Annotated in this window: 11 protein-coding genes; 1 reads left to right on the top strand and 10 read right to left on the bottom strand. The window is 33.7% G+C overall.

The window, feature by feature from the left end:
• Positions 1-13: 13 nt before the first annotated feature.
• The 9 genes from BM088_RS25795 to BM088_RS25755 form a co-directional block, all read right to left on the bottom strand.
• Positions 14-898: a DUF7281 domain-containing protein gene (locus BM088_RS25795; RefSeq protein WP_218156562.1), complete on the bottom strand. Its 885-nt coding sequence runs from the start codon at positions 896-898 to the stop codon at positions 14-16.
• 15 nt (positions 899-913) lie between these two features.
• A complete protein-coding gene (locus BM088_RS25790) occupies positions 914-2,158 on the bottom strand; it encodes a hypothetical protein (RefSeq protein WP_091991665.1) in 1,245 nt (414 codons plus the stop codon).
• Positions 2,158-2,781 (bottom strand): hypothetical protein, encoded by a 624-nt coding sequence (locus tag BM088_RS25785; RefSeq protein WP_091991663.1) that lies wholly within the window; start codon positions 2,779-2,781, stop codon positions 2,158-2,160. Before BM088_RS25785 ends, BM088_RS25790 begins: the two co-directional genes overlap by 1 nt.
• Positions 2,781-6,491 (bottom strand): ATP-binding protein, encoded by a 3,711-nt coding sequence (locus BM088_RS25780; RefSeq protein ID WP_091991661.1) that lies wholly within the window; start codon positions 6,489-6,491, stop codon positions 2,781-2,783. The genes BM088_RS25785 and BM088_RS25780 overlap by 1 nt, the downstream gene beginning before the upstream one ends.
• A 261-nt stretch (positions 6,492-6,752) precedes the next feature.
• A complete protein-coding gene (locus BM088_RS25775) occupies positions 6,753-8,228 on the bottom strand; it encodes an LruC domain-containing protein (protein ID WP_091991659.1) in 1,476 nt (491 codons plus the stop codon).
• Positions 8,225-8,617, bottom strand: a complete 393-nt coding sequence (locus BM088_RS25770) for a hypothetical protein (RefSeq protein ID WP_091991657.1) — start codon at positions 8,615-8,617, stop codon at positions 8,225-8,227. Before BM088_RS25770 ends, BM088_RS25775 begins: the two co-directional genes overlap by 4 nt.
• A gap of 140 nt (positions 8,618-8,757) precedes the next feature.
• Positions 8,758-9,318, bottom strand: coding sequence for a nucleotidyltransferase family protein (locus BM088_RS25765; protein ID WP_091991655.1), 561 nt, complete (start codon positions 9,316-9,318; stop codon positions 8,758-8,760).
• 18 nt (positions 9,319-9,336) lie between these two features.
• On the bottom strand, positions 9,337-9,924 hold the full coding sequence (locus BM088_RS25760) for a GNAT family N-acetyltransferase (RefSeq protein ID WP_091991653.1): 588 nt from the start codon (positions 9,922-9,924) through the stop codon (positions 9,337-9,339).
• A gap of 276 nt (positions 9,925-10,200) precedes the next feature.
• On the bottom strand, positions 10,201-10,389 hold the full coding sequence (locus tag BM088_RS25755) for a hypothetical protein (RefSeq protein ID WP_091991651.1): 189 nt from the start codon (positions 10,387-10,389) through the stop codon (positions 10,201-10,203).
• 863 nt (positions 10,390-11,252) lie between these two features.
• Between BM088_RS25755 and BM088_RS25750 the strand changes: the two genes are divergently transcribed.
• Positions 11,253-12,415, top strand: a protein-coding gene (locus BM088_RS25750) for an IS3 family transposase (RefSeq protein WP_091991649.1) whose coding sequence is annotated in 2 segments (ribosomal slippage) — positions 11,253-11,508 and positions 11,508-12,415 — 1,164 coding nt in all. Because the reading frame shifts where the segments join, the coding sequence is not laid out codon by codon here.
• Between the two features lie 232 nt (positions 12,416-12,647).
• On the opposite strand, the gene BM088_RS27475 is transcribed toward BM088_RS25750, so the two are convergent.
• A partial coding sequence (locus BM088_RS27475) for a hypothetical protein (protein WP_177208183.1) occupies positions 12,648-14,175 on the bottom strand: 1,528 nt, incomplete at its 5' end.

Genomic DNA, 14,175 nt, shown 5'->3' with positions numbered 1-14,175 from the left:
CCCCTTTTCAGATTTACAACTCAAATAAGTTTAATTTTATTTTCTGAGCGATGAAATGCTCCTGTTTAAGGGTTTTTCTATGCGTTTTAATAGCAGTAAATGCAAGTTCACATTTAGCAGATAGCGCCGCTTGATTCTCAAGAAATTGACTTGAACTCCCTTGGTTATCCCACTCTTGTTCCAAACCATGCAATTCAATATTCACGACATCACTGTTTTCAGGCGTTAACCAATATTGTGAATGTGATGTGATAGCCATTTCAATGCCTTTAGGGTCTAAGTCACCAAAAAATATACTTTGATGACTGTTTTTAAAGTGTCTGAAAAACTGATAGGCCGTACTCGTTTGGTGCGCATCTTTTTTATCGCCCCGATAAACCCATAAAGCATTTTGTAATTGCTCCGGTATTATCAGTTTATCTAAATTTGCCATCATTTCTAAATTTTCAACTAACACGATATTCTCATGTTCGATTGAGGTAATTTCATCCGCTTTAATGTATGTGCCTAAAGAGGTAAGTGGACTTTTAGCAAATTTTTGCTGATTTAAACAAAAATGGTTAAGGCAATTAATCAGCATAAAATCCCGACTCACAGCATAACTATTGAATTTTTCATTTCGAAAAAGGCCTGCATTTTCTACTTTACTTTTTTTCTCTGGATATTTGCCTAATAAATCAAGATTCTGATCTTTTAACATTCGGCTTATAAACAAAGCCCGATCATCTTCTGAAAATACCAGATACTTATTCGCACCTATAGTCAAAACCTTGCCAAAAAAATATTTTAGATATAAACATTCAGCAAAAGGCGTAAACTTTACTTTGCCGCCATGTCGGTAATTCATTACTAATGTTTTTGTATAATCAAACAACTTTTTATGCATTGCATTTTTCAAATTATCGCTCTCAGATTAAGTCTTTAATAAAATGATAATATCGCTGTAACTATAATTATGAGTTGTGCCTACGACTTGTTCACCTTTCATTTGAATATCTAAGGCATTTTGCTGTTCATTGGTCAATTTACAATAACAACTAAATACCAATTCAATCCACGCTTGCGGTGCTATATTTTTATTTTTTTCAAGCCATAAAGTTTGGTTTTCTTGCCAAAATACCAAAGCTGATATTGCTGAATTATTAATGATCACTTGTTCAAATAAATGCTCTGTTTGCGTTTCAAAAAAGTCGCTTTCATAAACAATATCTTCTGTTGAGGAGATTAGAACATGATTTTTTTCACGGTTTTTAGGTGCATTTGGCTTTACTTGCTTACGTAATGACTGCACTAAAGCCATAAGCGGTGTTTCTATTTGTGTATTATGGGTTTCAACATAACTACGCAGCTGCATCATTGGCGCATATTTGAGTGCTTGAGGTAAATTAGGTGACTCAAAAAGAGTATCACTTATTTCAAATTCAGGGTGTTTATTAAGAAAGCGTGCCATATTACGTAATTGGCTGGCTTGTTTTTCATCTCGACGTAACCGAAATAAACTTAAACGCATATTATCAATAATTAAACGTAATCGCGGTAAGGTTTGTTTAAACCAATATACAAAAGCGGTGATCTTTTTTGCAAACTCACTGGGACACGGCCAGCTGATCCATTCATAACATACCTCAGGATCAACCTGCTGAAGCTCCGTCAGTAAGTTTTGCGCGTGGTTTAAGTAGCGCTCATTTTGTCTAATCTTATTTGTCAGTGAGCTTACAAAACCAAATTGACTCACAATGGCAAAATGCATATTTTCTAAATTATGATTAAGCCCATCCTTGGTTTCATAAAGTAAGTCATCTAATTGATCTAAATTATACTCAGCATCTTCATATTGCTTAGACTGAACATCACTTTGATAGTCCCTGACAATTTCATCTAGCGCATCAATCACTTTTCCCATATCGGTTAACTGACGATAGCTACTTTGTTTTCGCATTAGCCTGTTTAGCATGCGTTTAAAATCAGTGGTTACACGAAACTCTCCTGCCTCATCATCGGGTCTGAGCAAACCTGCTTTGTGCAAAAGATTAATTGTTTTTTGTACTTCATCATCACTGGTGATAGCACCATTAATATAAGCATTCGCCAACAAGGTATCATGTGCACCTATTTGTCTTAATAAAGCAGATACCTGCCCAGCATCAAAACCCGCCATCAGAACAATAACTCTTCTTGTTGTTTTGTATTCTCTTCAGGTAATTCAATGCGCTCTGAATCATTTAAAAATTCAATTAATACATAAATCAGATCAAATTTAGCCGTTGCATAATAACGGCTACTGCCTTTGTTTTTTCGCACTAAATAGCCCATTTCCTCAAGCTTTTGAAAAATAAAAACCAGTTGTTCTCGGGTTTCTTCTTTATTGGTTTTAAAAGGTTTTATTGAGGTTAAACGACCTAAATGATCCGATAAAGTTTGATCATGTTCAAAAGAGTCAAATAAACTATTAAGATTAACTACAGATTTGGCTCTAAGCGGTAAGTCTGCATGTGTTGCTGTGAGTAATAAATCTAAAAACTCAACTAATGGCCTGAATATAGAGCGCATTTCACTAAATAGCGTCATCAGTTCATTTCGATTTCCTTCATCAACTTGAGTAAAAGTGCAATAATAGGCATCAGCACTTTCAAGGTAAGATAAATTCCTATCTAAATTTGATAAAAAGTCACTCACTTTTTCATTATTTTGACGTGACTTTAAATATTCAAATTCATCAAAAAAAGCGGTTTCACAAATAACTGCGCCCGTCAGTAATTTTTGTACTGTTTGTTTAAACATTAATTTAACTCCCCTGCACTTTCATTAACTTGGCTAATATCAGCTTGTGTTTTAGCTCTCAATGCAAGTAACTCATCTAAACGAGATTGTGGGATGTGTGAATGGAAAATTTTATTATCTTTTAATTTATAATGACGGTCGTATAACGACAAAATATGACGGTCAGTTGAAGGTGAAGCAGATAATATACTAATGTGATTATCATTAAACATGTCGAGTAATAAGCCGATATTTTCAGCTGCCAGTTCACCTAACTCATCAACTGGCAATATAATTTGTGTGACATTGCGACCCTCACCTCTGAGCATGCCAAGTAAACCTGCAAACAGCGATAACATCGCCAAATACGACAAACCTGTTGAACTTACTTTTTTAAGTTGCTTTGCATTTCGTGCATGTTTTACCTGACCTTTTTCTGTGATAGTAAACTCAATATCAAATAGGCTTTCATGGGATAAAACAAAACCATCACTGGGTAAATATGAAGACAGCTTTCTCATGGCATATACAAGGTCATCAGGTATATCACCTATGCCATCACGTAGCTGGTCTCGGCATTGCTCAAAAACATGAGAGAACGACTTTAAAGGCCCCCAATATTCCAATTCATCTTGTTTCATTACAGTCGATACATTAATGTCAGCCAATGCTTCAAAGTGCGCTAAAGTTGTTACCTTATTCGAAAGCTGATTGCCTATTAATTTAATTCTACGGCCAAAGTTTTCAATATGTTGATAAAACTCATTGATAATATTGGCATTAACTGTCACTAATTGATAAGTACTTTTTTGTTTTTGCTCTGCGCTACTCAATAAATCTGTAATGGGTTTTTGGTACTTAAACAGTGTTTTTGCACCTTGATGAACATCATTTTCAGTGATTAATTTTTGCCAACTTTCAAACAATTCACTTGATGAGTGATCTTTTCTAAATGTATCGTTAAAACCTGTTAAATTTTCTGTTAAGCGTTTTTCTATCACTTTAAATTGTGTGATCCAATCACTACAAAAGCTAATGCATAAATCGGCCTGACTGCTAGGCTGGTTTTGTGAAAATAAGGCAACGATGGCATTTTTTTCACAACTATGATGGCTATCACTTAATTGTTCTAGTAACTCTTCGGTATATTGAATTTTATGTAACAGTTTTTTATTGAGTTGTTTCGCATTATTTATTTCACCCTGTAGCTGAACTTCTTTATCTTCTAATTGGTGTTCTAAATTTCTTTTATGAATACTTCGATTTTGATTCACTTCAACTAATTGATCACGTTTATTATAACGCTCATTCATAAAGTGCCGATACTTATGCGCTTTTTGTTCATATACAATGCATTCTTGTAATGCTTCATTAAGCGCATTTTTTTGCTGAGTACATTTATCAACTTCGCCATCTGGGTCAAGTATTTTTATATCGGTATTTTTTTGTTTTTTGAGCGCTTTTATTCTGAGTTTTGTTTGTTCCGTTAATTTAATAATATCATCGGCTAATGCTGTTAATTGACTATCTCTGTCAGTTTCAACCACCATTATTTTTTCAAGCTTTTGATTATTTAAATCATTCAGTTGCGCTTTTTTCGACTCTTCATGCTCTGTAGTTTTTTTAGCATTATTTTTATATTTTTGCTCAAGAGATTGAATCAGTGTATTAACTGTTTCTTTATGCGTTTTAACTGCAATATGTTTTTTAATGGTTAAATTTTCTTGCTGAGTTTTAAGCTGCTCTATATTCAACTCATTTTGTTTTATTGATTGTTTCTCCTGTACCAGTTTTAAATTAGCTTTATCAGCTTCTTTTGTTAGTTGCCCTATATGCTCATTAAGTTGTTCTATTTTTTGTATTTGCTGCTGACGTTTTACATCTATGGCTTCTCTTTTTTCACGCAGTTCAATTTCATCTAAATAAAGAGAGTCATTACCTGACAAATACTGTAAATCTAACGATAATCCATAAAAACTGTTTGATGCTCCAAGCCACTGAGGGTCAAGGTCGCACCGAGATAGTTGTTCACTACTTAATAATCGACCAATATTTTCTTTCCAATTGACAGCTTGTGGTTCATGAGTCAAAAAATAATGCAACGAGCCTTTATCTGGCACTAACTGGCGCTCTACTTCGGTATATTCTTTACGTAAGCCTTCAAGATAATCGTTCTCTTGTTTAACTTTAGTGAGTTGCTTTTCACGTTGCTTTTCAATTTCATTACAAGATAACTGTAATTGAGACTGGGCTTGATACAGTGCATTTTGTTTATCTTGTGCGTCATTCAGTAAAAGTTGATTTTGGTTTATATCTGCTAATAATTCAGGCGCTAATATTACCTGTTCTAACTGGCCTTTTGCACTGGTTAAATCTTTATTTATTGCTTCTTGGTTTATTTTAAGCGATAAATATTGCTCACTTAGCTGATCTTTTAAAACATTTAATTGTTGTTGATGCACTTCGTTTATTAAAGCTAATTTAGTCGCAGATCCGTTTTGTACATTAGCTGATTGTTTTTCATTTTTTGCAATATCCGTTATTTTTTGCAAAGAAATGTTTTGAATTAAAGCCTCAAACTTTTGCTCTATTTTATTAATATTACCTTCAAAAGCTTCAATTTTTTCATTTATTTCATGTAACTGATTTTGAATTCTAGGCGCTTTATCTGCATGAAATTGGTAGTTCGCGGCATCATCATCATCAAACTGTATTTTGTCGCTATCAAGTAAATCAATCGCACTTTGATCTGCATCTATTTGTGCTTTTATTACAGAGATATCACTGATAAATTGTGTTTTTATAACATCTAATTTTTGAACAAGCTCCAGCTCCTTTGCTCGATTGGTTTTTTTACTCTCTTTTTGCGCAATTTGTTTTGTTTCAAGGTCAGTTTGATGAGTTATAATTTCATGGTGAACATGCTGTAACTTAACTAATATATTATCTAGTGCAATAAAGTCATCTTGCCAAAGGCCTATTTTATCTGCCCTTTTTTGTATATGTCTACTTGCCTGTATATCACTAAGCCAATGGGTTATTTCTTCTTTATTAAGATTTATTTGTTCTTTTTCTTCAACACTGTTTCGGGCTAAGTGATCACTTGCAATAGCCACAAGCATTTTTTTTACTGCTTCAAAATCTAGGTTTTTTTCAATTGTACCATTGATCACTTTATCTACATGGGCACACGGTTGGTCGCTAAATGAATAACGTGTTTGCAATTGACGTATTTCTTTAACTTTTCGGCCACTGCGTAAGTTTTGTATTACTTGCCTGAATTTATCTATGCCTATAAAGCTCGAGCTATGACAACCTAAACTGCGATAAAACCTTTCGACTTCTAAAATTGAATAAGGTGTTTTATCTTCAGCAATGAAATATTGGCTATCGTAATTGCTGTCTATAAATTTGAAATGTGCCCCTCTGCCATCACTTGAGGCAATGACCATGCAAATTTGACCATTAGGTCGTTGATATTCATAAACGAGACGGCTTGAATCATTTGGTAGATAGTTTTCTACAAAGTTTTTATCGTAATCGGCCTTACTGACAATATCGCTTGGGCGCATTCCATAAAATAAAGGCAATAGACGCATTAAAGATGTTTTACCCGCGCCATTTGTGCCTTCTAACTGCGTATGACCCGTTAATTTAAGCTCATTTACTTGGCCTTGCCAAAAGCTATCTATGATAATAATACGTAATAAAGAGTATATTTGTTGAGGCATGTGGGATCCGAGAAGTTTTGAATAATTAATTTTGATCATTTGACAAAAATTAATTTAAAGTCAGTGTGCTAAAAACATTATCTCCTAATTTTAATTATAAAAAAACCTCAGCATCATTCTTATTTACTCAAGTACATATAATGTACAAACACCTTAATACAAAGTGAAAACTAAAAACAAAGCAATAAAGTTAGTCGTTCAAATATTTTATTGCTTATTCACTTCTTAACTTCTTAACTTCTTAACTTCTTAACTTCCAAATTACCACTTCCAAAATGCACTGCCTATGGATTTTGTTTTTTGCGCTTTGGGTGTTAAATACCAAGACTGACTTTGTGAACCTGAGCTTAGTGTATAATTCAAAAACTCTTCATACGCTTCACCGATATCAACTTTTTCTATGGGTGGTAACCAATCATCTGGAAAAACTAATGCGTAGGGATACCCTAAACTGTCTTTATATTCAGTATTTGCACTGCCACTATTTTGTGAAAAATTAAGCCGAGTCGCATTGCCTGGTAAATGCAATTCATGCCCTGTCACTTCTGTATATATATAAGGGTCGTAAGGAGGCGCAGGTATTTTCGTTAATGCAAGGCTATTAGTTAAATCAAATGCAATGCTAAATTTATGCCCTTTTATCAAAGTTTGCCCTTCTAATGTATTTACAAACTCTTCGCCAGGAATATTCATTAGCGCTTTACTGTTTTTAAGCACTTTAATATCAAAAACACCATCTACAATTTGAGTTATCGGGTAGCCTGTTATTTGGCTGGTGCTTTCTGGTTGAAAAATATTGATAGTAGCAACACCGGATACAGCTGATAAAAAAGGTAAATGTAAATACCAATCATGGGTATAACTTGCCCCTCTTGCTATCATATAACCCGTTGCTATTACAGAAACCACATCATTATCATTCATACCAAAACCGACTCTATAGCCAATCACTAAATCATTAAAGTCGTAATCGCCTCGTTCAGGGTAATTATCTTCATAACTGACAACATAATATGCACTACTACTTGGATAATAAACCCATGACTCTACAGGATTATTTATTTGACTTTGTGCTATGACTAAAGGCGCTTCGCTTACACCTGGCGCTAAATTATCTAGGTATGTTTTATCTTCAGGTGTTATTAACGCCACATCTTCATAACCGCCAGTAAAGTCATAAAAGGCTTCAGGATCTCCTAAGCTTGTATTTGTTTGCAACAATTCAATTGATAAAACAGCCTCTGTTGCCTGAGAGATATCATCATTTACTTCAAAGGTTAAAGTACCATCAAATGAAGAGCCATAAATATCACTGTCGGTACTTCCGGTGATCCTTGCAGAACCTGTTTCTCCAATTAAAGTATAATAACTACTTCTGCTGGTCTGGTTTTCTTCGGCAACAAGTGTTGTGGTAGGTGTTGAATATTGTGAATATTGTGTCGTAATGCCAGCACTTATAATAGTTATAACCGCTGATTTTATTGTAACTCCTTGAGTTTGTGCTTTTTCGGTACCATTTGCGGCTTCATTTATATCTACTGCAAAAACCAATTTACCATTGTTACTTTGACGAAATGCTTCTAATGTTGCCGCATCTGGGTCTTTCTTATTTATTTGCGCTTCAAATAAATTTATTTCTCCCCATCCTTTTTTAATCGTATCTTTTAATTTAATTGACTCCAGTGCCTGCAATGTAAAGCTGCTTACTAACAAATACATCAAAACAAATAGTTTCATAATATGATCTCCCCAGTAAATTGCGATTGAGTTGAGATTGGTGAAAATAAGTCAAAATATATTTTTCCAATTGAATTAGGTAAATTAATTTGAAAGCTATTAATTGATGATACTTTTCCTAAAAATAAAACTTGCTGGCTTTGGGTATATACCTTTAGATATACAGAGCCTGAACTAAAACCATACTCTTGAGGGTTAATAGAAATTTTATGATCTAAAAATTGGCTAAACTGTGCATTATCTGATGCGATGTTTTCAGATAATAAAGTTGAATTAGGAGGTTCAGTTATAGATGTAGGTACTGTCTCTTGCGCTTTATCTCCTTCACTTGAGCCTCCGCAACCACATAGAATAAAAACAAATATTAAATATAATTTGTTCAATTTCATTAGAATTAACCTTATAAAATGAATAGACCAATAGCTATTCAAATTACACGCCAAATTTAATTAATTGATCTTACTGTCTTTATTTTTATAAGTGGCATTTTGCAATGCAAAAAGCATATTAAAAACATTCAGAACTTATGTTAGATCACCACTTTTAAATTTGGCCACAGTTTAAGCCAAGATTTTGTATTGAGCCTATGCTCAAATATATTTAATGTACGATTTGTATTATGCGTAATTTCACCATTAAAAACAGATCTCAATCCAAAAGGAGCTAATACTTCAATTTGCTCTTTATCATTTAGTCTCAGTGCCAATGCAGTTTCTTTTTCTGGCCAATAGGTGATTGCATCTAGTGTGTTTTTATAGGGTAAATCACCATTTTTAAAATGCATGATTGCTTGATTTTTAATTTGCCAATTGAACTCAGGGCACAGGTCAATAAGTTTTTGCTCTAAGACCTTATTATCAAATCGTTTTTTAAAATCCGTTGAATAAAAAATCACATCAATATCATTCAATTGTGTAGATTCAAAATGATGGATATGATCCCAAATTAAATTCCTAACAAAACCCGCAGCGATATAGCAATCAGGTAAAGTAAGTGAAGCCACAGCTTTGAGTGCCTTCATTCTTACTTTATCTTGTTTGATTAAACGAATAAGCTCTAATTTAAAAATTTCATTGTTTGGACTTTCCATACTTTGCTAAAGCTTTATTTATTCATACATGCACATTTTATTTATTAGATTGCACTTTACCGCGGGCCATTCGCTGGCAATAATAGAATAAATAACGGTATCTCTATATGAGCCATCTTTCATTATTTGATGATTACGTAAAATACCGTCTTGTTTTGCACCTAACCTTTGAATGGCATTACGTGAGGCTTGATTAAAAAAATGGGTTCTAAACTCAACAGCAATCGCCTCATGCGTTTCAAATAAATTTTTCAATAATAATAATTTACACTCAGTATTTATGGCGGTTCTACGAACAGAGTTTGAGTACCAAGTATAACCAATTAACGCACGTTTATTATTCGCATCAACACCATAATAACGCGTAGTCCCTACTATTTTATTGCTATTTTTAGCACGTATCGCATATACAATATCACCCTCTTTAGCGCCATTCATCGCGGCTTTTACATAAGTTGCCATATCATTAAAATGTGGCACATTTGCAAACCATAATTTCCATGCTTCGCCATCTTTAACAGCTAGAGCTAAATCATCAATATGCTGTTCAGATAAAGGCTCTAATATTACACATTCACCCATTAGTTTTTGTTCTTGGAGCCACATAAATTTTCCATTGTTATTAAATCAATACCTAAACCATTTTAAGATGCGTGGTTCAAGCAAAGTAGCAAGTATTACAATGAATATTAACAAAAAATAGGCGTAGCAGGCAGGTGTTTAGCTAAAGTTTTACTTTATATAAATAGTGATAGTGATAACAAGAGGTAATATTCAATTTTGCGATTAAAAAACCAGGTAACACTTCTATGTTAACTGGTTTATTTTTAATAGTTGAATCTAAGCACTTAATATTTAAGTCTTTAAGTATTCAGCGATTACTTAAGCCGGATCTGGACACAGTAAATATTTACCAGAAAAACAAGCGCCTGTATTACAACCTAAATATAATGCTGTTGTAGGTTCAATCGTAGGAATACCACCGCCAACCTGAGGTGTCATTTCTACTGGCAATGCTGCGCTATCTTTTGAAAGGTTTTTAAGTTTCTTTTTATTTAATTTTAGTTTCATTTTTATTTTCCTTATTAATGAAAACTAACAATGTCATGACGTACCTATTAATGCAACTTTTTTGTTATTTATTAAACAAAATCCATATTTAGCTTAGTTTTTAATTTCAGCGATTTAAATATTTTTCCCCCATCTAATTTCTCCTGGGAACACAATTAAAATATTAACTATTAATTGCCAAAAAAATAATCAACTGAAATAAAAATCACTCCTGACACTAATTGTCAGTAGCTATGAATTTAAAACCGCTTCACTTTGTTTTTATTTAATATCAGTTTCTTATGTATAAAAATGAAAATCGTGTGAAAATTGCGTCACTACAAACACCACAAAGTACAGTAGTTCTCTACCTTAGGTACCTGTCATTCCAGAGTTAAAATTTATACTGCTTACATTTGCTTTGCACCCAGTAATGTAACCAGCATCCAAAGGAATATTTAGGCGCATGAACTTAAGCATGTTAACACAGATTCTTTATCGAGGTCGGCGAGTCAGCCCCGTCGACTCTTTTCACCCTATTTTCAGGGTCCCTGACGGTTATTTTAGCCCTTATATTTCTTCATTAATTCTTATCTAAATTAGTGGACCACTACACATTTTCCATTTCATTAATGATCTTAATATTAGGAGTTAAATCTTATAGTTCAGTGGTAAATTAAGCTTAAGCTATTGTTTTACATTAGTTATTAAAATTTTTGGAAGTGTTAATTATTTAATCCCCAGCTAATCCGAGTCTGTCCCCCCACCCTGTAGCCCTTATGTTTACTAGGTTTGTAGTGGTTTAATGAACTCGGACACCATTTAAGGTGGTATTATTACCACTTACATGAGGTGGTATTATTACCACTTACATGAGGTGCCACATGACTAGTAAACGTCGAACTTTTACAAAAGAATTTAAATTAGAAGCAGCAAGTTTGGTGCTTGAACAAAGTTATAGTGTTCCTGAAGCTGCTCGTTCACTTGGTGTTGGTGAAACAGCATTAAGGCGCTGGGTACAGCAATTGAGTGATGAACGTAGTGGTACTACGCCAAAGTCCAAAGCGCTAACACCTGAGCAGCAAAAGATTCAAGAATTAGAAGCCAGAGTTAATCGCCTAGAGCGGGAAAAGTCTATTTTAAAAAAGGCTACAGCTCTCTTAATGTCAGACGAAATGAACAATATACGTTAATCAACAAGTTAAGTGAGCATGAGTCTACAGAGTTGATTTGTGACGTATTTGAAGTACCACGTTCTAGTTTTTATGACTTTAAGCAATCTAAAAAAGTTATTAACAAGCAAGAGATAGAGTTACGAGCAAAGGTAAATGAGCTATTCAAACTTAGTAGAAGTTCTGCTGGAAGCCGAAGCCTGGTTATGATGCTTGGTGAAGATGGCTTCAACATAGGTCGCTTCAAAGTAAGGCGTATCATGAAGGATATGCACTTAATCAGTAAACAGCCGGGTTCGCATGCTTATAAAAAGGCAACCGTTGAACGACCTGACATTCCAAATCTATTGGATCGAGAATTTAATGTTTCGCAACCAAATCATGTTTGGTGCGGGGATATCACTTATATTTGGGCCGGTAATTGTTGGGTATATCTTGCGGTGGTACTCGACTTATATTCAAGACGAGTTGTTGGTTGGTCATTATCGAACAAGCCTGATGCTGACCTTGTAGTATCAGCATTAGACAGAGCCTATCAACAGCGTGGAAAACCTACAGGGCTGATGTTCCACTCTGATCAAGGTAGCCAATATGGAAGCATAAAATTCCGTCAACGATTATGGCGTTATAGAATAAATCAGAGTATGAGTCGCCGCGGGAACTGTTGGGACAATGCACCGATGGAGCGTGTGTTTAGAAGTTTAAAATCAGAATGGGTACCAAGCAATGGCTATCATTCAATTAAAGAAGCAGAGCAGGATATCAGCTCTTATTTAATGAAATACTATAACTGGCGCAGGCCACATAGTTATAACAACGGGTTTTCTCCTGCTAAAGCAGAAGAAAACCTTAATTTAATGTCCGGAATTAGTTGACCACTACAAACCGACAAAAATCAATCAAGAACCTGATCGTGACGCCTTTGCATTTCTTCAAAATGCTATTGAATCAACATTAGAATCTGGTGAAGTAGATGAAACATTATTAGATGCAGCAAGAAGGTTATCTATGAAACGAAAAGATGTGCTGTCGGAATCTATTTTAGATGCTTCATTTTAAATTGATAAAGCCCGTCATTAAGGCGGGCATTCAAGGGAGATCGAGCTATTATTGATGATAACTGTTATAAATTAAATTGGCCAAGATGGTTTTTATTAATGGGGAAGCTAATCTCTCGTAAATATTAAGTTCATATTCTGCATTTTTCCTCTCAGCCTCATTTTCTGCAGCTATTAACTTTTTATAGCCGTTTCGATAAAATTGAACCAGTAAATCTAACGCATCTTTTTTCTTATCTGCAGCCTTCATGGCTATAGGTTTATTTTTATTAAGTGATTCGTCAATTTTTTGGGTTTCTTCCAATACAAACCTCTGTAACTTAATAATATTCGCTGAAGGTAGAAGCCCACCATAACAACTCCAATACTTCCAACTACAAGTAAAAATTTCCCTTAATTTGATTTCACCTTGTAAATAATTCAATAATTGCAGTTTGTTTCCTTCAAACATATTTTCAGCATGACGAGGTTCCGCCACATAAATAATATGCTCCAAAGTATCAAGTAACAAATTTAAATTAATTGTACATTTTAAAGCTTGCTTGTTGGTATTCTTAACTGAAGTTACATTATTGCACCAAACATTTTGATTATTTGGTATATTGAAAGATACAAGCCCAGGTATTTCTACTAAACGCGTTGAATCTTGAGTTTCTTGTTTTGTTAACTCCCCAGCTTTGTTCATATTTTTTATTCGTAATTTTAAATCTTTTTCATAAGCCTCAAAAATTTTATATATCTCACTATAAGATAGGTCTAAGCAATGCCATTTTTTTATGAATTGATTACCATTTTCATAACCAACTTCCTTAAGTTTTGTTATTATTCGAACAGTCCCTTTTCCATTTTTTTTGTACTCGCTTACAGATAATATTGAACCATCGGCTGAAAGAGGTGTGATTATTACAATATTTGCCCCTTTCTCTGATGATAATTTTTTTATTTGTTTTCTTTGTTCAAGAAGCTTCACTGTTTTATTCATGTAATCAAAATTTGAAATGCTATTAAATAAAATGATTTGTTGTTCATACCCACCGTTTTCCACTTCTTCTACTTCTTTAAACTCCCATTCGTTATAAGTATCTGGAATAATATTTAACCAGGATGGGTTTGTAGCATTTGATTGTTCTATAAACTTGTACATTAAAGCTGTAGGGGTAATATTTTTAAGGAATTTGATTAATATATTTTTTATTACTTCTTCTTTATACATTTGAATTAAAGTGTGATGACCCAACTCTGGAGAAATAAAACCATATATTGCACTTAAAATAATAAAGAACTCTTTTATTTCGTTTAAATCATCGGTATGAGTATATATTTTGTTAGAAATCAAACATATATTTTTTGTCTCTATCCATATATTTTCCACTCCTATAATATCCATGTACCTTTTCATTATTTGGAGTCTCAATTCATATTTATAACCAGAGTTGATGAGCTGTTCATATTCATCACCACTATAAACTTTTTTAGCTTTTAAGAAAGTTAGTATTTTTGTAATGCCATTAGGAATATGGTTAATACTGTTATGTAACGCTGGGTTTATAGGGTTTTGCATTTCAATAATCGGTTTT

The organism is Pseudoalteromonas denitrificans DSM 6059 (assembly GCF_900112265.1).
GTDB classification, from domain to species: domain Bacteria; phylum Pseudomonadota; class Gammaproteobacteria; order Enterobacterales; family Alteromonadaceae; genus Pseudoalteromonas; species Pseudoalteromonas denitrificans.
The sequence above is the reverse complement of the archived record's forward strand: the minus strand, read 5'-3'. Positions and strand labels throughout refer to the sequence as shown.